The following is a 25,465-nucleotide window of genomic DNA, read 5'->3' on the forward strand; positions in this document are numbered from 1 at the left end:
TCTATAGTAGTTGGTCTCAGGTCGGTGTTTTGCATGGACAGCACTCCCATCTTGCGATTTTGCGTGGACAAGGGTGTCCATGCAGTTTCTTTGGCTGTCCAGTCTGCGTGGACAGGGAGCGCGGACCCCATATTCTGCTTGTATGAAGGTTTGTACTGCGGGGAATCGTAATCTGGCTCCTGCCGGATACGGGTACCTCCTAAGCCACGCCCACATTGTATCATATTTCTTGTGGATTTCATCGTTCGGGTAGTGTCTGGCCGTCTTGTGTCAGCGTGATTCCAACGTAGAACTGGACACGCTCACCGTCTACTCTCGACCGATCAGTCTCGAATTCAATGACGTTTCGCAACTTCCGAGTGAACCATCCCTTGTTCGTCCCGTCGATATCGTGCTGATCAGTCCATGTGGAATACGCCTGAAACAGTTCCTCCTGTGGAACTTTGGCCTCGTCCACCTGCCGGACATACATTGCGGTGAATGCCTCGACACCGTCGCCACTTGGATCGACGTCCACCGACTCAGCAGGTGGCTGGGAGTCAACTTCCTCGGGAGATGAGGAGATCGCCTCACTCTCAGTAGAGCTCTCGGACTGACCTGAATTGTCGGTCGGAGCGTCCAGCCACAAATCCGCAGGGCCGGGATTCTCTGAAAGCGCATAGGTCTCGCCCTCCTGGAAGAGCGTCGGACTGCCGTCTTCAGGTAGAACTAGTACGACGTAGCTGTCTCGCGGAACAGTCGTCTCCGGCAGTTCGTCACTCGGGATGAACGGGCGCTTGATTGGTGTCCAGTCTGTCTCGAACTCGTCTTTTCCGTCGTAGACGTGTGTTTCGCCGGGTTTATGAACGGTGTACTGTCCGGTTTCGCGGTCGTAACTGTAGTAGGCCGGAACACTATCTTTCGAGAGCGTTGCCTCGTCTGGTACACGGGCGAACTCTGTCTCGCCGTCAGAGAGTACACGCTCGTCACCGTCGCGCGTCCAGACTGTCCGGTTCGTGTCGGAGGTACACGGTCGGACCGCGGTCACGCCGCCGTGGGCGGTCGCGCCACCGCCGAAGGTGACGACCTCGTCACAGTTGTAGAACTGCTCGGTCCCATCTGCGCGCTCACGGAATGGCGGTGAGAGGATGTTCTCAACTCGTGTTGCCCATTTCGTCTCCGACTCACCCGGCCGAACAACCAAGATGGGCGTTCGGTCTGCGTCGTGGGCGCGCTTGAAATTCTGCAGAACCTTCACGGGGCGATCTGGTGTCGTGGTCTCGGCTTCGATATTGAACACGGTGTCGTGGTCCGGATGCGTTGCGACGGCGTCGGGTTGCTCACTCCCGTCCTGTTCGACAATCTCGACGCTAAACCCACGCTCGGTGAGTGCTGACTCGGTATCGACGAGAACTGCATCATGAGTTTCACCACCCGCAGATCGAACCGACCCCGTCTCTGGCTCGACCATCGTCTCTCCATCGTCAGTAAGTCGGACCACGATATCGTCATTTTTCAGTTTGACTTCCATCAGCCCCGAGGCGTCGCGCACGTCGGGCAAGTCCTCGTGCTTGTAATCGATATCGGCGTCCTGATTGTCGAGGCGGACCGCGAGTTCATCGTCGACGGCGGCGACATCTATCCAACCATTCTCGTCTCGCACACCTTCTCGAATCTGGACTGCGCGAATCGCCTCGGCCATCGTCCTGTCCAGTATCTGTGTCGGAGTGGCCGCTTCATTCGAGTCGCTGTAAACGAGGTTTTGCATAATCTCCTCGTCAGTCAGCGGCTCCGTCCCATACCGCTCTAAACTCTGCTCGATGATGTCGTCAACCGCCTCAGTTGACCGGAGCGGTGGATACGGTGGGAAAGAATTGAGCAGGACCGGTTCTGAGTAGCGACCACCGTCGAGTGGGAGTTTTGTCCACGCTTTGTACTGGTCGGTCGAGATGAGGTCCTCGGCCGTGTAGTCGCGGAACCGCTTCATCAACAGGCGGGCGTCGTCCACGTCGTTCACTGAGAAGGCGATGAGGTTGTCGCAGTTGTTCTGCATCGCTTTAAGTGTCTCGTCGTCGAACTGCGATGGATACTGGGACGCAAGCGTCACGGAGAGACGCATCGACCGGGCGCGAGCGAGCATCGATTCGATGTCGAGGTTGTCACTTGCGATGTCGTCGAACTCGTCGCAGAGGACGAAGTACGGCTCGGGGTCATTGTCGTGTTCGTACGACCGCTGTTGGATTGCGCTCCAGAGATTGCGCATCACGCCGAGCGTAATCATCTTCTTGATGTCCGTGTTCTCGACGGGCGTACGGACGATGACGATGCGGTCGTTGTCGATGATATCCCGGAAGTCGATAGTGCTCTCGCGGTGGGAGATAATCCGACGGATGACCGAGTTCTCCACCCACGACTTGATGCGTTTTAGGATTGGCCGCACCGTTTCGTCGTCCATCTGGGCGATTTCGATACAGAACTCGCGGACGTAGGGGTCCTCGACGTTGGCCGCAAACTCCTCGCGGCGCTCGGCGTTCAACAGCGTGAAGTACATATCGATCACCGAGAACGGTTTCTCGGACTGCATCATCGCCCGACCCATCGACTCGGTAATCGACTCCATGTTGATCCCCCAGTACTCGTCGGTATCGAAAATCGCCTTCAGATTCTCGATGCGATTCTCGATCTCGTTTTCACGCTCCTCCTCGGTGTCACAGTCCGGTACTTCGAGGAAGTTGAGTCCGACCGTCTTGTTGAACTCGGACGAACCGGGTTCGATCCAGACTACGTCGTCAAGGCGATCTGCAGGGAGTTTCCGGAGGAGTTCTCGGGAATCACGGCCTTTCGGGTCGAAGTAGACGAAACCGTAGCCAGTGTTCGCCCATTGGACCATCATATTCTCCATCTCGGTGGTTTTCCCGTAGCCGGTCGTGCCCGTGATCCAGATATGGCGGAAGAGTGATTCGAACTGGAGCGGGGCTTCTCGAAAGCCGCGTTGGGGGTCTTCGTTGTAGCCAATCCAGAGCGGGGCAGACGACGTGTTGGCACCCGACTCGAGCATCTCACGGATGTACGAGCCTGCAACAAGGCCCTCGGTAGCTGTGTCGGTAATCGCTGGCTTTCCACCGACGTACGTCGTATCTCGCTCGGTGATATCGTACACCTCGCCGAGACGCGACTGAGCAGCTTTTGAAGAGTCGGACGCTGAACTATCGTCGCCAGGCGTCGATGACTCAGGCTGTGCTTGGTCGTCGGTCGTCTGTTCTGCAGAGTCGCTTCTATCGAAGAATCGGTCAAACACCATTGTTTCCTCTGTCTTCTGGGTTGTAATCGGTAGACGGACCGTCGTCGGTGGGCCGGTCGTAGTGGCCTGCGTCGGCAGGAATCCGATCGCCGCGCTGAGTGTGCCGCCAGTCAATATTCGGCGTTTCGATGTCGTCGTTCGGGATGTGTGCAACCCCGGCGAGTTCATCGACAGTCATAATCATCCGCCGGTCGATCCAGTCACGGTCGGCCATTCGGGTGATGTGGTCGTGGAGTTTCTGCGCTCGTTTGTTCTCAGTCCGGTGCCAGACTGGCGTATCATCGAGGCCCTGCTCGGTGATGCCGTTGTAGTAATTCCGGAACATCCCGGCAACCCCGTGAGCACGGGCCTCGGCTTCCTCCTTGTCCGGAGAGACTGCGAGAATACGGATATTGACGTGGAACGCCTGCTGGCCACGCTGTTGTTCGATGGTTTTCGCGGCCTGCTTGTCCTTCTGACTGGCTGGCCGGGTTCGTGGATTCAACCACCCGACCGAGGTTCCCTGGCGGAGGGCGTGAGCCAAGTCATCAACGCTGTTGTGCTTGAATCGGTCACCACTCGTCCACGATTGCTTTGCTGGTCGGAACACGACCTGTGTGACGACCTTGCTGTCGTCAAGCGAGAGCATCTCACTAGTGATTTCGCCGTACGGGTCGGCTTCGAACTCCTGGCTGTTGTAGTGGCGAATCGGGTAGTAGGGTATCTTCTCCATCTTCAGCCACGCCCCAGCGACGTACTCGTCGGGGGCGATTCTGGGGAATGCGTGGCCGTCCTCGACGGGGAAGACCTCGCTGTTGGCATAGTTGTTGCCGACGCGGCGACGGAACTTGTCGGCGGCCGCCTCGGTCGCGGCGTGCATGTAGAACTTGATCTTGCCCTCGTCGAACCAGACCTCGAAGGAATGGTGGTCGCTCGTGTTCTTTCCTCGGAAGTTCGTGGTCACGTCGTGGACTGATTGCAGGAGGCCTGCACCGTCGACCACGCCTTGATTCTCTTTGAACGGCCGAATCCGGAGGAGGACACCGGGCGTACTCTCCGGTCGCTGGACGAACGGGTCGTCAATCTGGAGTTGTGTTGCATCGTACTGGGACGACCCGAAGAGAATCTGGCTGAGTTTAGACATGGTCGTCCTCCTCGGTCATTGTTTCAGTTTGGTCGCTCTCTGCCGGTGCGCTTCCACCATCCATCCGAGCAGTTGCTTCGGACGTCCTGGTTCCGAGTGTCTGTGCAACGACTGCATCCACGACTTCTTGCTGTGAGAAGTCGTCTTCGAGGAGACGCGTCGCTTCTTCCTCACGGAGGTCGAATCGATTGGTGAGTGCGTTGCGGCGGGCCTCATTCTCGACGAACTCCTCGAAGGTGACGAACTCCTCAGGCTCAGCGTTAATTGCCTGCTGGATGAACTCCCGATCGTCGGGTTCGTAGTCGATGACACGCTTCTCGAACTCGTCGGCCACGACGTGTAATGGGTACGTCCCGTGTTCCTCAACGCGGACAAGCGCCTGACTATACCCGAGGTCTTCCTTGCCAGCGTCGGCACTCCGGACGTACTTTCGTTGCTCACGAGTCAGCCCAATCTTGTCTGCCGTTTCCTCGTCTAAGTCCGGCAATTTGTGGAAGACCTTGATCGGACACATACCGATGATTTTCTCGGCTTGGTCGGTCTCGTAGAACTCTTGGGCGGTCTGTGAGAGCAACACCATCCGAAGGCCAGCGTGGCGCTGGTGACGGAACGCGGTTTCGAGGAAATCGAGATTCGCCTGGTCCTCGAAGAGGTAGTGAGCCTCGTCGATTGCGAGTTCGACGTTCCGGTCGGTCTTCTTCGCCTGCTGGTAAACCGTCGAGAGGAGCAACTGCATCAGGAACGTCTGGCGGTCAATACCCGATGCACTTCCCTCAATTTGGCCGAGGTCGATGTAGACGACCTTGTTGTCACCTTCGAGGATATCGATCTCCGAGCGCTCTGAGAGATTCGCGTACGCGCCTCCTTCACGGAATGGTTGGAATGCGATGGCGAGTTCGTCGGCGTACTGGGCGGCGCGCTCGCGGGCAGACTCGGACGTAGCGATATTGTGTTCGTCCGGATTCTCAGCGATGTCCGCAAGAATTCGATGCACATCCGTCATGGTCGGCGAGTTCTCAGGCGTGTGCGTCGAAACGTCGTCTTCAACAACTCCGGCCTGCCGGTAGGCCTCGTCGATGACGTACGAAAGAACACCCGTTTCGGTTCCGAGGTTGATATCGCGTGCGGTCAGGAAGTTCTCAAGTACGGCGTACACCTCGTCTTTCTTCGCAGACAACGGTGAGATGCTGTCGTCAGATTCGAGGACTTCCTGGGGCGTCTCACGAATCTCTAGCGGGTTTAGTTGTGTGTCTCCCCCAACGGAGATTGTCTTCGCGTTGAGCGCGTCGGCGATTCCTTTGAACCCGCCGACCGGGTCGATCATGACCAGCATCATCTCCTGCTGGCGTTTCATCATCCGCAAGTGACGCATGATATCGCCGAACGTCTTCCCAGCGCCGGGCATTCCGACGACGAGTTCGCTATGGCCGGTTTCGAGATCCCACGGATTGATGCGGACGGGCGACCCGTTGTGGCCGTGGTAGCCGTACTCAACGCCGTCGTCCATCATCATGTAGTTCGAGGAGAACGGGAACATCGCGCCGACTGCCTGATTGGTCAGCGTCGACATTCGGTCACGGCCGAGTTCGTTCGCACCGAGCGGTGATACCGTCGCAAGCCCTTTCTCCTGCCAGCGGTTCGCCACCTTGAGCGTACAGTTTGCAGGAGCGTCCTTGACGATTGAACGGAGGCGCGTCGTCTGGTTGTCGAGTTCCTGCTTGCTCTCGGCGGAGAGGCGAATGAAGACGCCGCCGCGGTAGAACGACGCCTTGTTCGCCCGGACGAGCGACCGCATGAACTTCCCGCGGTCGATGTCCTTCTGCAAGTCCTCGGCTTTGAGGCTGTTCGCGTCGTGCTGATTGACCTTCAGATCTGAGATCCAATCGGCCATCATGTCCTCGGCCGATTGGGTATCGAATGGGTCAAGGTGGATGCTGATGTCCGTCTGTAGGTCCGTCTCTAGCAGGAGACGCTCCAGTATCCCATTGGCAGGTTTTTCCGGGAACTGCTCGATCCAGAATGTGCGGACGTACGTCTCGTCGTTGAGGACAGCGTAGGTCGTCTCCCAGTCAACAGCCGATGGTGCAACGACCGACTGGTGCATCGTCGAGGCATCATCGAGACGGTCCTTAGAGGCGACATTCGTCTCGGTATCTGGTTCTGTGGCGTTGATGTCCTCGCTGTCGTCCATTGCATCAATGACACTGTCTGGGTCGGGAGTCGACGGCACGTCGTCGCTAAGACCGTGTGCGACAACCGGAAACGTCCCGATGGCGTTAGCGATATCGTCGTACTCCTCGGTATGGCCTGTCCAGTATTCTTTCGTCACGCGAGCGAGGTCGTAGGCGTCGACCGGACTCATCGAACATCGGTAGAGTGACGACCCACCGCGGCGAATCTGGCCGAGACGTGATTCTAACTTGTCCTCTTTGAGGCGGTCGCGTTCGGCCTCAGAGAGTCCGTCAGACTGGAACCGGCTAAATACACGTCCCAAGACAGGAACATCAGCGAGATAGGCGAGGACACTATCGCCGGTTTCGTCAAGTTGTTCGACGTCGGCATCACGAACGGCGGTGATGATGTAGTATTCGCGGATGGTCGTACTCTCGGAGTCGATATCGCCGTTCTGGTTGGTGTTGGTGGTGATGTACTCTTCAAGTAGTCGCTTGAGGACGGGGCGAGAGCGAACGTCGGCGTCACCGAGGCGATGCTGGTGATCGCGGACAACATCGTCCTGATCAACCTCTCGACTGGTGATGTAGAGCTTCACGGGGAAGTCGACGGTCGAATTGACGAACTCGGAGAGCGACTCGACGGCTTTTGCCCACGCCTCGTCGTCTTCAAGTGCCATGTTCGCTGGCTCTACTCGCATTGCACCGACGAGCGCGCCGTCCGACCGTTCGATAGCGTGCGGGAAGACCTGTCCAACGCGGGTTAGGTAACGGACGTCGCTGTTGTCTTCGCCGTGAGTGTACTCCTTGTTCTTGACTGCCCAGCCAAGGCGTGCGGCCAGCCATTCGGTCAACCACAGGTAAGAGGGCTTTACCTTGTGGAGCAACCCGAGGAGAAGGCTGAGCATGATGCCGAGCCCGAGGAGTGGAATCGTGAATGTCGCCGGGACGAGTGCTGCGCCGATGAGCGTGACGAACGCCACACCGACGAACAGCATGAGTTCACCGAGAGTGTAGCCGCGGAAGAACGCGGTCGTCCCGCCGAGCGACTGATGAATTCGTCGTGCACTATACTCGTGATCGTCAGTGTTGGTACTCATAAGAAATTACCACCGTGAAACCTTCTCTTTCGTGTTTCTGAATGCCTGCTTGGATCGCGCCTTCGCCGCCTGCGTCGCGTCTGTTACGTCTGCTTTTGCTTGGTCACGCATCCGGCCGGACTCCGACTTCCGGCGGTCGTTGTAGCGGCCTGCGTGTTCCTTCGCGGACTGAGCAGACGACCCCAGTTTGTAAGCGTTCGAGTCGCCGCTGCCAAGCTGCGTCTGCCCACTCTTCGTGACCGGACCGTGTGCGTTCTGAGCGTACCCGCGATGGACGTTGCGGGCACCACGAACCGATTTCCCAGTTCCCTTCTTCGCCGCTGAGGCAGCGGTCGCCGGATTCGTCTTGATCGCGCCCTTACGAGCAATTGTTCTGATTGCAGGGGAGGACCAGTAGACAGTCATAATCGAGGCAAGACAAGCTGCGGGGATGAGAATGAGTCCGAGGAACAGCGAGAAGATACCACTTGCACCTGCTGTGAGATCCATCTGCCAGCCGATCCGGAAGAGAACTGCAGCAGGAAGTCCCGAAAGAACGAGACCCGGATATATACCCGCTGCACGGCGAGCGATTTCTGAGACTGGACTGAGCGGCCATATATCAAGTGCCCAGAAGACCCCCAGCAACGGAATTAGTAACGTCAGTACAAGGATTCCAAGCCATCGGAGGCCGTAGACGAGAGCTGCGATAATAAGCAGGGCGTTCGTGACGATTGCCATAGTGAGCACGACGAAGAGGCCACCAACTGCTGACTCGACAAGGCTCCCTAATCCAACCGACATGCTGTCGACCGGGGAAAGGGTGAGTCCTATCGCATTGATAAACTGGAGCGGAAGCGATACAAGGGGGAACCAAACGAACGACCCGAGAAACACGAGACCAATACGTCGGACGAGACGCTTGCGGCGATAGTGACTGACTGATCCGGACCGAAGGCCAATGTACGCGAGCCCGATAACGAGCAATATAATCGTTAGCGGCAGGATGTACTGGAGATAGAAATCGGCATATAGGCTCTGCCATGGTGCATTATCGGGTGTACCGACGACGATGTACCTGGAGTTAGATTTCGGTGCTGGAACGCCAACGATGGGATTGAGGAGCGCCTCGAAGATGTCGTTCGCAAACCCAAGAAGCGCATCTTTTACGCCCGCGAGGACGTTCTTAATGGCGTCCTCAACCTGCTCTTCAAACCACCCCATCAAGCATCACTCCTGTTCGAGGTCGTTTGGGCCGGGTCAGTCGGACCACCGTCGACAATAGACAACTCGCATGAGTTGTTTGTCCCGCCGTATTCGATTATCTGTGAGTACGACGGGTTCACCCCGGCTTGGACAACTCCGGTGACGGTGAGAGGGGCCGTCCCAAGTTCGTCACAGTTCACGTGCGCTCCCATGCCGAGACGCCCTTCTGTTTGGTAGATTGGCGCTGACGAGTAGACGACCGTTGCCTCACCAGCGGGAAGAAGAGCACCGTGACCGAACTCCATTGTCTCCTGAGACTTGACTCGACAGAGCGGGGCGTTCGACCACCGGGTCTTCGTAAGGAATGATGGTGCATTCCCTGTATTCTCGATAGTGAACGCAGCGTGTTGTTCCCATGTCGATCTATCCCTCTCCCAGGCCATATCCGGGTGATTCCGCGCCCACTTGAGGTCTGTAATCATGAGCTCGGGTTGGAGGGAAATCGTCGTCTCACCAATAGTCTCATCACTAGCGACAGCGACCACGCGGTAGTCACCTGGCGTGTACCCATCTTCGGTCTCACCGAGTAGCTGAAACGATACCTGTGTCACTCCTTCCTGAACTTGCTGGAGCGCGTTCATGTCACCGGCAGGGTTGAGGAGGTTCACCGAATCTACCTCTGTATCGCTGGCGAGTTTGACAACGAGATCCGTCTCGACCATTCCGACGCGCTCAAAGACGTTGGTGTCACTTCCAGAGGCAGGAGATGTACTAGAACTTGTGCTGTTAGTCTCTGATGGCGATGATGAACAGCCAGCAAGCGTAATGATTGCTCCGCTAAGTCCAGTAAGAGCTGTTCGACGGTCGATACACCTACCGTGATTGGATGAAGTTGTGTTCTCGCTCATGTTCTGTTTGAGAGTCCGAGCAATTCGCCACCAGACATGTAGTTGAAGCCGAAGAGCAGGACTGCTACAGGGAGGAACCAGAGTATCGTCACGACGACGAGTTGGATGATCGACTGAGCGTCCGGAAAGTCGGCAGGAAGCGTCGTAACGTCCGTCGATACGGCATACGGTTTCTCGGCCTGCCACCACGCTGTTGGAGTGTACTCCCCGCGAACAACTGACCCAGAATCCGAGAGCGTCACAATACCTGTCCCACTACTGTTCAGCGCCGTCGTCTGATTCTCGATTGCCACACGGCCGGTTGTGACAGCGTCGCCGGTCGCGTTCTCCGTTACTTTCGCACGGACGACCGCATGGGTCGCATTGGCGTCGACGACTGTGAGGGTAAGATCCGTCTCGCGAACAGTCTGCTGCTTGGAGAGCGAGACCGTTCGTGATTGGCCTCGAACGATACCGTGAATCGTGACCTCGCGGAAGTCGCGCTCGTCCAAGGTTGTGGAACTTAGCGCGAGCGAGTCCGCGTTCACGTACGGATCAGCCGATTCAAGGTCGATGTTCGGCGGGAGCGACGGTCCTGTCTGTTCTGTCCCCCACGATTCCTCAATAGCAAGTGGGTGCGTGCCGTCGTCGGTTGGTTCAGTCGGAATGTACGGTGTCTGCTGGCTGGGGAACGCGTGAACCTGTACGGGACGTACTGACGATTCAGCACGCGACGTGTTAGTCGCAGTCCGCGTGACCATCGTCTGCCACCCGTCACTTCCTGCGGTGTAGAACCACCAATTGCTTCGCGCTTGAACCTCCTCGTCGACCGCGATTGTTGACCATTCCGTGTTCGGATGGACGACTGCGCCGGTTCGGTTCTCGTCGGTTTCAAACTGGACACGGTTCCCAGTGATACCGGAGAGTTGGTTGACAGAGACGTTCTGAGAGGTCGACACCGTTTTCGACGCTTCGAGGGTCTCAACGTTGCGCGTCCAGTCGACACTACAACCGGAACCCGTATCGTTCCACGTTGGGCACTCAAGCGTAACGTGACGGAGTTGCACCGTGATGGTAGCCGTGACAGTCAGCTGTGGCGACCCTGAGAGGTCGGTGTACTGGAGTGTCGCTTGATGGCCGCTCCCAGCATCAAGGGATTGGCCATCTGCGGTAAGCTCAACGGATTCGATTTGAGTCTGGTCGATTGACCAGCGGTCACGCTCCGATCCGTTTTGATCACTTTGTGGAGTGGCCACCCGATAATCACTTATTGCGCGGACCTGACCCTCCGGGGAAACGTAGCGTGTCGTCTCGTTCCCCTGATGGAGGACTGTCGACGGTTGGACAGCGAAGATACTGACGTATGCATCTTTGATGTACACACCATCCTCAAGCGATGCTCCCGCTGGGTGGACCGACGACCGCTCGCTTCCTGGAGTGTAGTCCCCGAAATCGCCGCGGTTCCAGTCATCGGCGGCCTGTGGTGGCTGGGCAAACGGAATGTCCGTCGACTGGGCAAGCCGCCGAGTGAACTCGCTGCGAGAAGCGACGTTCGAATCACCGAAATCGTCCGCGGACAGGTTACCTTTGTCTGTGTCTTCCGACCAGAGACGCTGGAACGTACTGTTGTTCACGCCGTAGTCGGGCCCATCGTCAGGGACTGGAGAGTCGCCATTAGATGGTGTCGCGGTATGTACGCTTCCTGCAATAACGATGGTGCTACTGCTCACGAGGAACAGGGCAAGCACAGCGGTTATTGAGCGGCGGGCAGACATTCGTTCGTTGGAGGACTGCGGAGGATGTTCGATATCGGTTCAGGGCGGGTTAGAATGGCTTCACGCAGTCCGAGAAGCCAAAGCCCATCTGACTGCCGACTTTGTCGATGAGTTCGGGTGAGACGAGAGCGAGCGCGACGATGCCGAAGCCGATGCCAGACATGACAAGTTTCTCCTTGGCCTCGTTCTTTTTCTCAGGATTGCCGCCCGCACGCATGTACGAGAGTCCGGCCTTGCCGGTGTAGTAGCCGGTTGCGGGCAGGCCGAGTCCGGCGACTGCGCTAAACACTAGTTCGATGCCAGTCGCGACGCCAGTATCGCAGTAGACATCGCCGACTTGGCTTTGTGCAGCAGCGGGACCGATTGCGGCGATAAAGAACGTAAGTCCCATTGCAAGGGTCGTCACTCGCGGAGAGGTGCGGGTGATGATTGCTCTGAAACGGTGTCTGAGTTGGTACATAGGGTGTGACTCGTTACTCGAACACTCAGTTGATACCTCGCTCGTGAGGTCTGTTGTTTGTTCGTTCATGAGGTGGGGTTGCTCTTGCACCTGAACACGGTCATGTCGGTTGTCCGACCGCGGACCAATACCAAGGCGGCAGAGTTGTCACTACTATATCCGCGATATGGCGTATTGTTCCGCAGTCAAGCGACCGCGATTCGGCGGTAACTCGTGGTGCTGGTCACGGTCGTATATACCTTCTGTTCGTCTAAGAATAGTCAGTATATTTCTAGAAGTGCCACAGATAATGCTGTAGAGAAACGCATCTGACCATAGATGATACGTCGCCAATGACAAGAAATCTGGTTAATGGTTTTCGACAATACACTAGTACTGGCCGACATACTCGGACTTTTTTGTCGGGAGCGTGACCACTACGTTCCACACCAATCTCACGGATGGTGCGGCCACATCACTTCGGGGGTCTACTTGTCGGCGTCCGACTTCGTGTTATACTGGTTGTCGAGCCATTTTTTGATAGCGGTCGCTTCGTTCTCGACACCGTCTTCAGCAATCCAGAGTACCTGCCATCCATTGTCGGTGAGTGTCTGATGTTTCGTGCAGTCTTTCGTGGTCGGCGGTGAGTAGACCTCTTCGGGGTGGTCGCCAAGATCAGAGTTCGTCTCGCCAGCACATCCATCTGGGGTGTGCCAGTACGCAGCACCAGGTTCAAGTGCGATTTTCGCGTCCGTATCGGCGAAGTCAAGTTGGTATCCCAAGTGGCGGTAGTCGTGCTGGAACCGATTTCGGTAGTCCCACTCCGTGAGATAGCTCTCTACTTGTTGTTCAAGGTCCGTTCCTGTGCCACGTATCTCAGGTTCTTCTTTGACGTGTACCTGCCAATTTCCAGGAGATGCTCCGAACGGTGTGCGACCCCAGACGTAGCCGTCAGGCGGTGAATTGTTTTTAATAAATTCTCGATATTCTTCGTCGCTTCCTACCTCCTTCGCCCCTGCAACGGCTTCGAGAACCTCTTGGTCGGCTCCCATCAAATCCCGCGCATTAAATGTTACCATAGAAGTGGTGATGTGGAAGAATATATAAATTTCTGGCGTTACCGCGGATCATCTATAAATAAGCAAGGCGAGCACATCCGGTTTTGACGATGAAGCAGTATACTACTAGCTCTATTGCTGTCTACGCAGCTTCCGGGTGAACGCCCGTCGGTGGAGATTCAAATTTAAGATTCTCAACCGAAAACAGATACCTCGTTGCTGTCTCACGGGGACCGTTCAATTCTGAATCAACCCAGTTGCAATAGAGGGACTTGCCACATGAGGCAGACTCCTAGAGCTACCGAACTCTTAATTCATCACCTTCAGGAACATCTTGTATGACTGATGGCTGGTCTTTCGTGAGACGGAATCTCCGGAATACAGGGACAACCTCCAGTACAGTCCCATCACATGACCCCGAACTGCTGTGGCAACACGATACCGAGGCGCGAATATTCGGCACCCCACTCGTTGTCGGAGACCGCGTGTACGTGACGACGAGCGCACAAGCACACCACTCGATCGACTGTGCTGTTGCAATTAACCAAGAGAGCGGCGACAGGGTGTGGATGACTGCTTCCGAGGCAACTGAGGCACGGGGAACGCCCGCAGTAGCAAATGGAACACTCTACTTCGGTGACCTCGACGCTCGAATCTTCGCAGTTGGCGTTGACGATGGAACCGTCAGCCAGACAACCGACTATCTCGGCGGATCTCCGACCGACGGTATCTACCCACTCGTCTACGACGACACCATATTCCTCAGTCGGTACCGTCTAGAAGCACGGGACCCCGAAAGCTTCGAGCTACGCTGGCATTCAGACGACAATTGTTGCTTCGAGGAACCGTTTGCTATTGCGGACGGACAGATCTTCGCTGGCGGATTCCGGATGACTGGCGACCGAATCTACGTTGGACAGGACGATAGTGACCTCCCAAGCTTCGTCAACGAGTCTGAACCCGTCCTCAAGGCGCTCGATACGGAGACGGGAGCATCGAATTGGGAAATGTCTCTCGACGGACTGCCACGCGCTCCTGCCGTCGTCGGTGAAACCATCTATGTCCCGACGGCTGGCAGTACTCCCCAGGGTACTCGCGTTAGTGTGATACAATCTAATACTGACGAACAGCCGATACCAGACGAAGAACCTGCTGAGTATCGAACGTATGGATCTGTACATGCAGTTGACGCCCAGACCGGAACTGAACGCTGGACAACCCGACTCTCGGAACCAGCACGAACGATGCCAGCCGTCGATAGAGACTACGTCTGTTTTGGAACGGCGGACGGCACGCTCGTCACCCTCAACGCAGAAACCGGAGAACAAGAATGGCAGCAACAGATCAACGACGACAAGAGCGTTCTCTCCTCACCCACAATCGCCAATGATATCGTCCTCGTCGGAAGTGATGATTCATATCTTGTAGCATTCGACGTAGAAACTGGTGCGGAGCTATGGCGCTTCAAGACAGAGGCTGCTGTTGATGCGAATCCGTCCGTCGTTGACGGAGTTGTGTACGTTGCAGACAACGTGGGGAATGTCTATGCGCTAGGGTCGTAGAACTCCCGATACCCGGCCGGCGTGCTGTTCCCTATCTAAACTGCGACCACGTCGTCGCGGGTCACCTCAAGAATCTCGAAAATGGCAAGTCGTTTACCCAGTAGCCATGAACTCGGTGGCAGCGTTGTCGGCCATTATTGTTGTAAGCTACTCGCCGGACTTGATCCACGCCTCTGCCTCTTCTGCCCGCTCTGGAGGGAGGTGCCGTATCTTGTCGGGGGACAGCGGCCATACTGGAATCTTCCAGAGCGCCATGAAGAGTTTCATCCACATCCCTCCACCGACGGCGACGACCCTCCCGATATCGCCGCGATTACCGTGCTTGAGGTCGCCCGAGGCCTTCGTGTGCATTGAGAGGTAGTCCGTACCGGAGAGTCGGACGCGTTCGTAGACGTGAACCTTGTCGTGTTTCTCGGCGATGTCCATCAACCGCTCGTAGGACTGTTCCAAGTCCGTGGCACTCGCGTCCGTAGTGAGTTCCGTGTAGACGATGTTCCCGTCTATTTTCGTGATTCGCATCATCGTTAGTGGGCGTGATTGTTCAGATGCGTGTCGCGGTCGCTGTAGCTGGGACAGAGTTCGACGGTGGCGTGGTCGACGCCGTTGTGGGCGAGTTCCTCGTGGACGCGCCGAGACACGTCTTCGGCCTCTGCCATCGTCTCCACATCGGTCTCGATGTGCGTGGTAGCCACGGTGATCTGGCTACAGATCTGCCACGCGTGGAGGTCGTCCACAGCGGTCACGCCATCGATCTCGCGGAGGACGGCCTGCACTTTGTCCGAGTCGAACGGCGTCCGGTGCAGGAAGATCACACTACTCCCGCGCAACACCTTCCCCGCCGACCACGTGATGACGACGGCAATCAACCCCGCGACGATCGGGTCAATGATCTGGAAGCCGGTCATTTCGATGACGATAGTGGAAACGATGACGGCGACCGACCCCCCGGCGTCGCCGAGCAGGTGGTAGAACGCACCTCGCTCGTTGAGGCTCATCTCGCCGCCCTGCAGGACGTAGACCGACCCGACGTTGACCAGCAGGCCACCCGTGGCGATGACGAGCGTGGGGCCCGTACCGATAGCCACCGGGTCAAGGAACCGCTGGTAGGACTCCCAGAGGATGAACCCGACCATCGGCAACAATAAGAGGCCGTTGAGGAAGGCCGCGAGCGGTTCAAGCCGGTGGAGGCCGTACGACCAGCGGTCGCCCTCGCCGTAGTGGTCGGCGACGTGGGCGGCGGCGAACGCCATCACGTAGGCGAGGGCGTCGAACAGCATATGGAAGGCGTCGCTCAGCAGCGCGACCGAACCGAAGAGCAGACCGCCGACGAGTTCGGCGAGGAACCCGAGGAGGTTGATGACGGAGACGGCAGCCAGCTTCCGACTGCTCGTGGATGACGTGCCGTGCCCGTGGCTGTGGTCGTCGTGCGAGCCATCGTGGGCGTGGCCTGACTCATGTTCGTTCATCTTACCTCAGCTTTGACACTCCTTTTTTATTAAAATAGCTGCTACAAATGCGGCTTCTATAGATAGAGATTAACAATAGATACGAGATATATTATTAATATGGTGGACGGGTTGATGGTCGAGATGTACAGCCTTGACGATGACGAACTGACCTATGTACAGGATAGCTGACCAGTCTCGACGAGAACAGTTGCAGGGCGGATACGGCGGATTCTGACCTCTCGCAGTACGTGCCCGAGGTCGTCTCAACAGAAGGCAGATTACGTATACCGTTTTTTGGTTTACGATGTTTTGTCATGGTTTCGCTCGTTATAGTGCTTAGTTCGGTTGTGTAGGACTGTACAACCGACTAAGCAAAAACATAAAGTAGATAGAATGAGGACCAAGAAACCAGAATGACCCGCCTTAGAATCACGCACCCCCGCAGAAATCTGGCTAGACCTCCATGAGCGAGAACATCAGCTGGAGCCATCACGACCTCGACGGTCTCGAAGAACTGTACTGGGATGAAATCGCGCCCGCATTGCGCCGTGATGGACGCGACCCGCATACTCGGCCATCCTACGAGACGCTCGCTGACCTCGGATATAGTGGTATCAGCTATACCCTTCGCGAACACCACGGCCTCACCGTCAAAGAGTTTCTCACCGACGTGGTCGACCTCGACGACCCCACCGTTTCCAGTAAATCACATGACGACTACGTCTGGCAGATATCGTCCACCGAGACCATCGACGAGCTCGAAGCCTACCTCCGCGCGCTCGACCGCCGTCGGAAGCTTGCCGACTCCACGCTCGCCTCGAAACGCACCCATCTAGCGACCTATGCGCAAATCTACGAGGACCTCCACGGGACGTCGGACCTCCTCACACCGCTTTCTGATCCGTCAGAGCAGGCCACAGAGACGGAACGCGCCTACCAAGTCGTGGAGGTCCTCGACGACAAACTTGCAACCGACGGCACGAAATTTACGTACGTTGGGACGGTTCAGGGCTGGTACGACCGACTCGACCGGCACGGCGCGGCCGCCTATAATCCCTTGGACGGCGTGACAACCGACTTCGGCTGGGAGCGCACAGAACCCGACAATAAGGCACTTGCGCCGTCGGACGTCCGCGCGCTCAACAACGAGACCAACACGCCTGCAGATCGCCTCCTACTCGTCGCACTCGCCGCGTGGGGGTTACGGTCGGGTGAGGTCGCGCGACTCCACGTCAGCCAGTTCGTTGGGGTCGACTCCGACGACCCACACCTCGAGTTCGAGGAGCGGAAGAACGGCCCGAGCACGGTCAGCCTCCTCTACGGCTTGGACGCCTACCGGGAGCGCCAGCACGAACTCGTCGACGACTACGACGAGTGGAATGGCTATCTCTTTCCTTCGACGCAGGCTGAGACCGGCCACATCGACTCGGATACCGTCCGAAATCGGTTCCACCGACTCGCCAAACAGGCTAATGTCCGCGTCGACGGTGGTCTCCCGAAGCCCCACATGGCTCGTCGGTTCTGGTATAGCCAGTACCAGGACGCGCTTGCAGACGTGCTCGACCGCCTCGATATCATCGCTGATGAGCAGGGGAGTTCATCCGCGGATGTAGTTCATCAGAACTATCTCTCCGAGGAGAAACGCCGGGAGGCTCGGCGACCTGCGATGCGGAAGTTGCTCGCAGACGCGTTCAGCAAGTAGTTAGAAATATCTCCCGACAAACTCAACTCGAGGAACGTCAACAACCGCTAAAACCACTAACTATTTCATACCTATGGTGTGAGGGATCCGTATATGAAACAAACTCGGGTTCTTCATGTCAGCGACACTCATTTAGGATACAGACAGTACTGCTCTGACATCCGTCGGAACGACTTTTTTGATAACTTCGAGCAAACTATTGAGATAGCAGTTGACCGTGATGTAGACGCGGTTGTTCACACTGGAGACCTGTTTCACGGTTCTAATCCTTCTATTCAGAATATCGACAGATGTGCTGAAATCCTCGGACAACTTGACAGGGCCGGTATCCCAATGTATGGGATTGTTGGGAACCACGAACGGAAGAACGACACACAACTCCTTGACTTGGTCGGGCGAATGGGTGACGTACGACGATTGAAGAAAGAACCAACACTCGTCGGTAATATCGCGCTCTACGGGATCGACGCAATCCCGGAGCGACGTTGGGAGGGAGCGTCCTTCGAATTGGCAGAACCACCGGCGGAGGCGACTACGACCGTACTGTGTCTTCATCAATCTCTCGCGCCGCCGTTAGATGAAGAACACGCAAAACACGATCTCGAAGACGTGATTGACCGAGTCGGGATCGAGCTCGACGGAATCGCTTTGGGTGACATTCACCGGCCGAAGAGTGACCTGATCGGGGACACGGAGGTGTGGTACGCAGGGTCGACTGCCCGAACACAAAAGAACCAGACTCAGGCCGGTACCGTCCAACTGCTCAAGGTCAAGGACGGGGATTTATCTCGAAAGCAGATCGGACTCGACACCCGCTCGTTCTGCCCTATCACCGTTGAGTTCGGATCCGACGACGGTGCTGGTCACTTGCGAGACAGACTCAGACAGGAATCGTTACAGGACGCGGTCGCCGCGCTGGAACTCACTGGTGAGCGCGGTGCGGTGACGGCGAACGACGCTGTGACCGCGGCTCGTGAGGAAGGAGCGGCGGTGGTGACTGTCTCTGACGAACGCGGACGGGTCGATCTCGACTCCGGGAGTCTCGACGTGAGGGAAGTGGCGAGCCATGACGACGCCGTTGAGGAGCGTCTCAACGACGAGGAATTCCCATCTGTCGTCCACGAGGCGGACTCTCGAATCCGGACGGACGACGACCTCCCGACTCGCACGGACCCCGCCGCAGATGAGTTTGAGTCAGACCTGAGAGAGGCGATGGCCTCCGAGTTCGACGACGAGGAGGCAGCGACGGTGGAGGTGGACGAATGAGAGTCAAGCGCATTGAGGTCGAAAATCTCCAGAGCTACGACACGGAGACGGTGTCACTTCCCGAGGGAGTGATCTCAGTTCACGGCGAAAACGGGGCTGGGAAGACAACGCTTCTGCGTGCGATCTTCGGTGGGCTGTTTATGACGAACATGAAGAAGCTAGCAGAAATCAACATCCTTGACGACCTCATTCGTAGCGGACACGACAGTGCTGAGATTCGGCTCACCTTCGTCGCCGACGGCAAGCAGTATGAAACCACCTGGCAAATCGAACCGGGGAAGACCGCCGGAGCAACTCTCACCTCGCCGTCACTCGACAGTCCAGTTGAAGGATTCGAAGATGTCCAGAAGCACGTTGAGGAGATTGTCGGAATGGACGCCGAGACGTTCGTCCGATCCGTCTACGTCCAGCAAGGCGAGATCGACCGGTTGCTACGGGACGACGACCGGGAGGAACTGATTGACGACCTCCTAGAACTGGGCCAGTTCGACGAGTATCGAGCGCAGGCCAAGGGTGCGCGTCGAGCAGCCAGGAACCTCCGCGACGAAGCAGAGTCGAGAGCGAATACTCTCGATGAGCAGGTTGAGGACGGGTTCGAGTACGATACCGACGGCTATCGTGACGAGATCGGGGTAGTTGGAAGGAAGATCGATGACACGGAAGGTGAGAAAGAGGAGCAAGAGGAGAAGCTAGACAAACTCCATAACCTCCGAGAGAAAGCCAATGAGCAGATCGAACGTCATGGAGAACTTAAGTCGGAGATCGAGTCGAAGAAAGACGAACGCAAAGATCTCGTCGAGAAACGGGACGAGCAAGAGAAGGAGAAGTTGTCGGCCAAAGAGCAAATTACCGAGAATGAAGGTCGGATTGAGGAACTGCAGTCGGAGGTCACCGACCTATCGGAGACGGTGGCCGAGACGGAGACGCCAGTAACTACGGACGAGTTCAAGATTGACCTGAGTACCCGCGAGGACGCTGAAGCGTCACTCGAACGCGCCCAAGATGGCGTTGAGTCGGCCAAGGTGACGATGAACGACCGGGAGAACAAACTGAAGACGGCGAAGAGCGACCGAGAGCGACTGGAGAGCAATCAGTCTGAACTTAAAGGAAGACGTGACGAGAAGAAGACGGAAATCTCCCAACTGGAGAGGGAAATCGAGGCGGCCAAGCGGAATGCTGGCCGTGCGAAGATACGTCTAGAGGACGCCGTCGAATCCCGCCGGGAGACAGTGATCGAGTTCCTGCCCGAGGAGCAACGTCCGGATGAGGTGTCCGACGATACCGAGAAAGTTGTAGCAGACGCACTTGAGGAATACAACAACCAAGTTCAAGAGTGTCATAAGAGGCGCGCTAGTGTCGAGACGGAGCTTGACAACGTCAAAGAAGACCTCGAAGACGCACAGAAGTCGGTCAAGGACACCGAAGAGAGCATTGAGGAGATTGAGAGGGATGTGGAGACCCTCGAAGAAAAGATGTCAGATGCCGAGGACGAACACGACCGCCTCCGTAAGGAGTTCACAGAGCAGGTGGCAGAACTTGACGACCGACTGGCCGTATTCGACCTCGGAGTTAACACGGAAACCGTCGACGAGGTGATCGACGACGACCTCCCGGCGAAGCGCGAAGAATTGCAGTCGCAACTCAGTGACGCCAAAGAACAGGTTACAGAACTCAAGACCAAACTGGAGAATCTCCGCGAGACGCGCTCGGAGCTGGATGGTCTCGATGGCGGTGCCGTCTGTCCGACGTGTCAGCAGGAGGTCAAGGCGAAGCATCTCGAGACGAAACGCGAAGATGTCGAGAAGAAGATTCAAAAGCGAAATGAAGAACTAGAAGATGCCAAGCAGCGAGAAGCGGAACTGAGCGAAGAACTGACGACCTTGGAGGAAATCCGAGAGGACCTCCTCAACTTCCGGACGTTCCGCGACGACGATCTCGCCGAGGCCAAAGCACAAGTCGAGGAAATTCAGTCTGACCTCACGGATCGCCGTGAGGACCGCTCGAACGCTGAGGACGAACTGTCGGCGGCCGAGTCGGAGGAATCCGACGCCCAAGAGTTGGTAGAGAAACTGCGAGCGGAGCGAGCGGGGATCCAGTCCGAGATCGATGATATTGAGTCCCGCGTCTCGGCCGGAAAGGAGGCGCTAGAGACGTTCGAGACTGTCGAAGAGCGACGGGAGGCAGTTGATGACGCCAAAGACCGGGTTGACGACCTCCAGTCGAAGCGGTCGGATCTCATTGACGAACGTGAGGAACTCACGGGAGAGATCGAAGAACTTGACGAGAAGATCGAGAGCCAGATGGAGGCAGTCACGGAGGCCGAAGACAAATTCGAGGAGGCGAAGGCGGCGGTCGATACTGCCGAGACGATCCGCGATTACATTGACGACGCTGTCGACGCATACGACAAAATCGATGACCTCCAGCAGGAGATCAATAATCTTGAAAACGACATCGATAACGCCCAAGAACGAATAGACGAACTGGAAGAGAGAATCGATAAACTGGACGGAGAGGTCGAAGAGCGACAGGAGGAACGTGACAAGATCAACGTAGACGAGCTTGAGGAGAACCTGAAGAGATTAGACGACGAGATCGATACTGTTGAGGGCGAGATTGGCGATTTGGAAGACGAAATTCAGAGTCTCCACGAACGCAAAACCACCTTGGAGAACGAACTTGAGCGACTGGAAGATCTCCACGACAAGCGCGACACAGCTCAAGAGAAACGCGAGTGGGCACAGAGCCGCGCCGACGAATTTGAACGGCTTGCAGGTATCTATAGGGAGGTCAAGACGGAACTCCGGGATCAATACCTCGACTTCGTTGAGCAGTTTACGAACGACATCTTCAGGGAGGTGTACAAAAACGAGAGCTACCAGCAGGTAGAAATCGTAGCAGAGGACGAGTCGGAGACGGCCTACGCCATCACCCTCCACCGCTCCGATGGGGAGACCGTCGCACCTCACAACGCCAGCGGCGGAGAGCGCGCGGTGGTGAACCTCGCGCTCCGGGCTGGCGTGTACAAACTTATTGCCCAGCGACGAGGCGGCGACGCTGAGCGGCTGCCACCGTTGATTCTTGACGAACCGACGACGTACCTTGACGACGGTCACGTCGGCCGTCTCGACCAGATGTTGGACACAATTGCCGACTGGGGCGTCCCGCAGATTCTGGTCGTCTCACACGACGACACGCTCGTCGACGGGGCCGAACACGAGTGCCGCGTCACTGTCGACGACGGGGCGAATGCATCGCGCGTCGATCTCCAGCGTGGCGCGGCTCTAGGTGACGACTGATGGACGAGCGAACGCTGTCGGTCGTGAACGACCTCGTCGGGCGCGTCGACGAGGAGCTTACCCGGGACACAGACGACCAAACGGCGAACGCACGGGAACTGTTCGAACTGCTGTCTCTAGACGGCGGATCCGTCGAACCGTTCGAGTCGGTGGAGTACCTCAAGACACCGACAGCCGAACTGGGGACATGGGAGGACGACCCGTGGGGGGATCCGACGTACGGTGTCGACGCCAGCACAACACGACCGATGGAGTACGACAATGGACTCATCGTTGATGTCGCACACGCCAAACTTGGTGTGAACGGGGCGTCGGCCGACCGGAGCGTCGAGCGTCGCGGAACAGTGGTCACGGGATTGTACTCTGGTAGCCGAAATCTCACCGTTCCTTCCACGGAGACAAACGACACCGATATCATCGGCGAGGTAATTCAGGTCCCAGATAGTCGGGTCCAGCGGAACGTCACCTCGACGCTCACGTCTGCCGTCCAACGCCGAGCCGAGGCGCGACACGCGAAGCGGTGTCTCGACGCCGTTGACGGTCCCCTGTTCCTCGACGGCTCAGTGTACCCACTGGGCCTGCTCCCACGTATCCCTGACTCTGATGGAGACGGCTCCCTCGATCCGGAGTGGGAGCTCCCGACGGAGGTTGTCCGGACCTACGTCGACATCGTGGACGACTGTTTCGAGCGTGACGTTCCGGTGTACGGCGTCGTGAAAACCTCCGAGATAGATACCCTGATAGAAGCGCTCCGGAGGAAGATCGAGCGCAACGAGGTTCGGACCGACGACGGCCGCCGTCGGCGTGTTCCATACCGGACAGACGCACAGTTCATCGCCTCCGTACTCCGGAACGACAGCTTAGAGCATCTGGCGTACACGACGTGGTTCGTCGAGACCACCCCAAACTACCCGTCGGACCGCTCGGAACGACTTGACCCGCTGGCGGCACACCTTGATCATGGGACTCCGGCCGATTACCGGCGGGCGTTCTGTCACATCAGGCTACCCGAGACGGGCAACGTGTTCCGCATCGAGACGCCGTTGCTATTCCTTGAACGTGGGGCGGGTCCAGAGGCACTCCGGCTGAAAGCGCTCCGGGAAATTGCACGACGTTGCGACGTGCCAGGCGCAGTAGCGCGTGCAGACCGGATCGCCCGAATCAGTCCGAAGAACCGCAACCACATCAGAAACCGATTGGAGAAAGCAGAACCGTCGTACGACTATAATGACGGGCGGTGGGGTTACCTCCACAACAGAAAAGAAGGTGAGTGACATGAGAGACAGTTTAACCGATCAAATCGACGAAATCATCGATGACGACGAGACCGACGACGCACAGAGCGAATCAGACGACCGTGACGAGTCGGGCTCGGTGACCGACGACGAAATCCCCGAACGACACGTTCCGAGTTCGATTGACTCCGACGATACCTTGGGCCACGTCCTAGCCAGTGAGGAGATCCACGTCAGTCGGACGGACCATCAGGTGAACGCCTTCGTCCGAACGAGCTGCAGAGATGAACTGCGTTTAGGAGACTACGTCCAAATTCCGTACCCGCCAGACGGCGACTCGGAACTGTTCGCCGTAACCGACCGACTCCGGTACGAACCGTACACAGAGTTCGACGATAAGACGGACGCACACAACCGTATCAGTTCACAGGCTGCACTCGACGAAGCAGAGTACGTTCTCGTCGCCGAACTTGACCCGCTCTCTATCCTCGGCAAGTCCGAGGATGGGGAGTTCGAACAAAACGTCGTTGACAGGGTTCCGAAGCCGAACGCCCCGGTACAGTTGACCCGTGACGAGGACCGCCTCCGAACCGGTCTCGGTATCCCAAGCGATGGCGTCTTCGCCGGATGGCTCTCTGTCGGGGGTGACTGTGTCGAAGTGGATGGTCAATATGTGCCGTACTACCTCTCAAATCCCGGTGTTGACGACGACGGTGACGCGCCAGCGGTCTTCCGGCACACGCTGGTCGCCGGGTCAACTGGAAAGGGAAAAACACAGTTCACGAAGAACATTCTCCGTCAGTACGTCGACGGAACGCGATACCAAATCAAGGCTCATGACAGTGGGGTAACTAGCCAGAAACGTCTCAACGTTGTCCTATTTGACCCTGAAAACGAGTACGCACAAATGGCGGACGACAACGACCTGAGTGAGGAACTAACGGACCGACTCCTGAAACACGGTGTCGAGTACGGCGGCGTCGACGATCTGGAGGTGTTCGTCCCGCAGGTATCCGAGACACCCTCTCCACAGTATAAGGACTCAAGAGAGTCAAACGAGTTGACGATTCCGTTCGAGATCGTCCGTGGGCGACCGCAGCTTCTGATGCCTTTTGGAGGAAGTCCGGTGACCAGAGGCGCGCTAAAAGACTGTGTATCGTCGTACTTTGAGGAGTTCAACCAGGAGGACAACGGATGGGAGACGGATCGTTCGGTCAGCAGACCACGGTACGAAGATTTCGTCAACTATGTCGACAGCGAGGAAGACGACCTCGCGGACACTCACGAAATCGGGTCGAACACGATGTCTGCGGTGAAGCGCCGAATCGGCCGACAGGAGTTCAATCACGTCTTCGATTGTGGGACTGGACTTCTTCCCGACATCTCGAACGAACTGTTCCGAGAGGGGCGTGTGTCGGTGATTCCGACGAGTCACCTCCGTGGGCGAAAAGATACGCTGACGGTCTTGTCGATCCTCTCCTATGTAATCGACAACAAAATCCGGGACTTCCGGGTCAATTCAGAGGTCCGCAACACGCCGATCCTGCTCGCCGTCGACGAGGCTCATAACTACTTCTCCTCGCCAGAGACGATTCAGGAGGAGTACGTTGTCGAGCGTGCTCGACGGACGGTGAAGCAAGGACGGAAATATCAACTTGGCCTCTGTCTCGTGACACAGAACCCGCAGGACATTGACGACGAGATTCTGACTCAGATCAACACGAATGTTTTCCTTGGGATGAAATCGCGGGTAGTCGAAGAGGTTCCTTCAGTTCCGAAACAGTTCGCACAGGACCTCCCGACGTTCGACAGGGGCCAAGCAGTCGTGCAGGCCCCTGATGTCGAACCTGTCGAAGTGCAGGGGCTCTCGTTCTGTGTGACACGCCACAGTTAATCCCCTCTCCATGTTGTTTTAAGTGATAGCGTTTCAACTAT

General features: G+C 57.0%; 16 protein-coding genes. 6 read left to right on the plus strand and 10 right to left on the minus strand.

Annotation, left to right across the window (positions count from 1 at the left end; genetic code table 11):
• Positions 1–238 precede the first annotated feature (238 nt).
• The 8 genes from EPL01_RS20200 to EPL01_RS20235 form a co-directional block, all read right to left on the minus strand.
• Positions 239–3,280 carry a type IV secretion system DNA-binding domain-containing protein gene (locus EPL01_RS20200; RefSeq protein WP_135827091.1) on the minus strand — a complete coding sequence of 1,014 codons (3,042 nt, stop codon included), beginning with the start codon at positions 3,278–3,280 and terminating at the stop codon, positions 239–241.
• Entirely contained in the window at positions 3,270–4,403 is a 1,134-nt protein-coding gene (locus EPL01_RS20205; protein ID WP_135827092.1) for a DUF8128 domain-containing protein, read from the minus strand. The genes EPL01_RS20200 and EPL01_RS20205 overlap by 11 nt, the downstream gene beginning before the upstream one ends.
• On the minus strand, positions 4,396–7,674 hold the full coding sequence (locus tag EPL01_RS20210; RefSeq protein ID WP_135827093.1) for a VirB4 family type IV secretion system protein: 3,279 nt from the start codon (positions 7,672–7,674) through the stop codon (positions 4,396–4,398). Before EPL01_RS20210 ends, EPL01_RS20205 begins: the two co-directional genes overlap by 8 nt.
• Before the next feature lie 6 nt (positions 7,675–7,680).
• Complete coding sequence (locus EPL01_RS20215) at positions 7,681–8,877, minus strand: TrbL/VirB6 family protein (protein WP_135827094.1); 1,197 nt, start codon at positions 8,875–8,877, stop codon at positions 7,681–7,683.
• Positions 8,877–9,581, minus strand: a complete 705-nt coding sequence (locus EPL01_RS20220) for a hypothetical protein (protein WP_210424209.1) — start codon at positions 9,579–9,581, stop codon at positions 8,877–8,879. Before EPL01_RS20220 ends, EPL01_RS20215 begins: the two co-directional genes overlap by 1 nt.
• A gap of 182 nt (positions 9,582–9,763) precedes the next feature.
• On the minus strand, positions 9,764–11,521 hold the full coding sequence (locus EPL01_RS20225) for a DUF8186 domain-containing protein (RefSeq protein ID WP_135827096.1): 1,758 nt from the start codon (positions 11,519–11,521) through the stop codon (positions 9,764–9,766).
• A gap of 49 nt (positions 11,522–11,570) precedes the next feature.
• Positions 11,571–11,981: a pilin gene (locus tag EPL01_RS22280; RefSeq protein WP_394346260.1), complete on the minus strand. Its 411-nt coding sequence runs from the start codon at positions 11,979–11,981 to the stop codon at positions 11,571–11,573.
• Between the two features lie 467 nt (positions 11,982–12,448).
• Entirely contained in the window at positions 12,449–13,012 is a 564-nt protein-coding gene (locus EPL01_RS20235; RefSeq protein ID WP_135827097.1) for a hypothetical protein, read from the minus strand.
• A 344-nt stretch (positions 13,013–13,356) separates the two neighbouring features.
• On the opposite strand from EPL01_RS20235, the gene EPL01_RS20240 reads away from it, so the two are divergent.
• The gene (locus EPL01_RS20240; RefSeq protein WP_135827098.1) at positions 13,357–14,580 is read left to right on the plus strand and encodes an outer membrane protein assembly factor BamB family protein; all 1,224 of its coding nucleotides are present in this window, start codon (positions 13,357–13,359) and stop codon (positions 14,578–14,580) included.
• A gap of 147 nt (positions 14,581–14,727) precedes the next feature.
• Here the strand turns inward: EPL01_RS20240 and EPL01_RS20245 are convergent, their stop codons facing one another.
• Both EPL01_RS20245 and EPL01_RS20250 read right to left on the minus strand, forming a co-directional pair.
• Positions 14,728–15,099, minus strand: coding sequence for a SpoIIAA family protein (locus tag EPL01_RS20245; protein WP_168215968.1), 372 nt, complete (start codon positions 15,097–15,099; stop codon positions 14,728–14,730).
• 5 nt (positions 15,100–15,104) lie between these two features.
• Entirely contained in the window at positions 15,105–16,046 is a 942-nt protein-coding gene (locus EPL01_RS20250; protein ID WP_135827100.1) for a cation diffusion facilitator family transporter, read from the minus strand.
• Positions 16,047–16,491: 445 nt separating this feature from the next.
• On the opposite strand from EPL01_RS20250, the gene EPL01_RS20255 reads away from it, so the two are divergent.
• The 5 genes from EPL01_RS20255 to EPL01_RS20275 all read left to right on the plus strand — a co-directional run bounded on the left by EPL01_RS20255 (position 16,492) and on the right by EPL01_RS20275 (position 25,424).
• Positions 16,492–17,730 carry a tyrosine-type recombinase/integrase gene (locus EPL01_RS20255; RefSeq protein WP_135827101.1) on the plus strand — a complete coding sequence of 413 codons (1,239 nt, stop codon included), beginning with the start codon at positions 16,492–16,494 and terminating at the stop codon, positions 17,728–17,730.
• A 93-nt stretch (positions 17,731–17,823) separates the two neighbouring features.
• Positions 17,824–18,996 carry a DNA repair exonuclease gene (locus EPL01_RS20260; protein ID WP_135827102.1) on the plus strand — a complete coding sequence of 391 codons (1,173 nt, stop codon included), beginning with the start codon at positions 17,824–17,826 and terminating at the stop codon, positions 18,994–18,996.
• The gene (locus tag EPL01_RS20265) at positions 18,993–22,295 is read left to right on the plus strand and encodes an AAA family ATPase (protein ID WP_135827103.1); all 3,303 of its coding nucleotides are present in this window, start codon (positions 18,993–18,995) and stop codon (positions 22,293–22,295) included. Before EPL01_RS20260 ends, EPL01_RS20265 begins: the two co-directional genes overlap by 4 nt.
• Positions 22,295–23,569, plus strand: a complete 1,275-nt coding sequence (locus tag EPL01_RS20270) for a DNA double-strand break repair nuclease NurA (protein ID WP_135827104.1) — start codon at positions 22,295–22,297, stop codon at positions 23,567–23,569. The genes EPL01_RS20265 and EPL01_RS20270 overlap by 1 nt, the downstream gene beginning before the upstream one ends.
• The gene (locus EPL01_RS20275; protein ID WP_210424211.1) at positions 23,523–25,424 is read left to right on the plus strand and encodes an ATP-binding protein; all 1,902 of its coding nucleotides are present in this window, start codon (positions 23,523–23,525) and stop codon (positions 25,422–25,424) included. The genes EPL01_RS20270 and EPL01_RS20275 overlap by 47 nt, the downstream gene beginning before the upstream one ends.
• Positions 25,425–25,465 lie beyond the last annotated feature (41 nt).

The organism is Halorussus ruber (assembly GCF_004765785.1).
Taxonomy (GTDB): domain Archaea; phylum Halobacteriota; class Halobacteria; order Halobacteriales; family Haladaptataceae; genus Halorussus; species Halorussus ruber.

What these genes read in the sequence shown, in the direction of transcription:
- EPL01_RS20200 (WP_135827091.1), bottom strand. Translation starts at nt 3,280, where the DNA reads ATGGTGTTTGACCGATTCTTCGATAGAAGCGACTCTGCAGAACAGACG.
- EPL01_RS20205 (WP_135827092.1), bottom strand. Translation starts at nt 4,403, where the DNA reads ATGTCTAAACTCAGCCAGATTCTCTTCGGGTCGTCCCAGTACGATGCA.
- EPL01_RS20210 (WP_135827093.1), bottom strand. Translation starts at nt 7,674, where the DNA reads ATGAGTACCAACACTGACGATCACGAGTATAGTGCACGACGAATTCAT.
- EPL01_RS20215 (WP_135827094.1), bottom strand. Translation starts at nt 8,877, where the DNA reads ATGGGGTGGTTTGAAGAGCAGGTTGAGGACGCCATTAAGAACGTCCTC.
- EPL01_RS20220 (WP_210424209.1), bottom strand. Translation starts at nt 9,581, where the DNA reads ATGGTCGAGACGGATCTCGTTGTCAAACTCGCCAGCGATACAGAGGTA.
- EPL01_RS20225 (WP_135827096.1), bottom strand. Translation starts at nt 11,521, where the DNA reads ATGTCTGCCCGCCGCTCAATAACCGCTGTGCTTGCCCTGTTCCTCGTG.
- EPL01_RS22280 (WP_394346260.1), bottom strand. Translation starts at nt 11,981, where the DNA reads ATGTACCAACTCAGACACCGTTTCAGAGCAATCATCACCCGCACCTCT.
- EPL01_RS20235 (WP_135827097.1), bottom strand. Translation starts at nt 13,012, where the DNA reads ATGGGAGCCGACCAAGAGGTTCTCGAAGCCGTTGCAGGGGCGAAGGAG.
- EPL01_RS20240 (WP_135827098.1), top strand. Translation starts at nt 13,357, where the DNA reads ATGACTGATGGCTGGTCTTTCGTGAGACGGAATCTCCGGAATACAGGG.
- EPL01_RS20245 (WP_168215968.1), bottom strand. Translation starts at nt 15,099, where the DNA reads ATGCGAATCACGAAAATAGACGGGAACATCGTCTACACGGAACTCACT.
- EPL01_RS20250 (WP_135827100.1), bottom strand. Translation starts at nt 16,046, where the DNA reads ATGAACGAACATGAGTCAGGCCACGCCCACGATGGCTCGCACGACGAC.
- EPL01_RS20255 (WP_135827101.1), top strand. Translation starts at nt 16,492, where the DNA reads ATGAGCGAGAACATCAGCTGGAGCCATCACGACCTCGACGGTCTCGAA.
- EPL01_RS20260 (WP_135827102.1), top strand. Translation starts at nt 17,824, where the DNA reads ATGAAACAAACTCGGGTTCTTCATGTCAGCGACACTCATTTAGGATAC.
- EPL01_RS20265 (WP_135827103.1), top strand. Translation starts at nt 18,993, where the DNA reads ATGAGAGTCAAGCGCATTGAGGTCGAAAATCTCCAGAGCTACGACACG.
- EPL01_RS20270 (WP_135827104.1), top strand. Translation starts at nt 22,295, where the DNA reads ATGGACGAGCGAACGCTGTCGGTCGTGAACGACCTCGTCGGGCGCGTC.
- EPL01_RS20275 (WP_210424211.1), top strand. Translation starts at nt 23,523, where the DNA reads ATGACGGGCGGTGGGGTTACCTCCACAACAGAAAAGAAGGTGAGTGAC.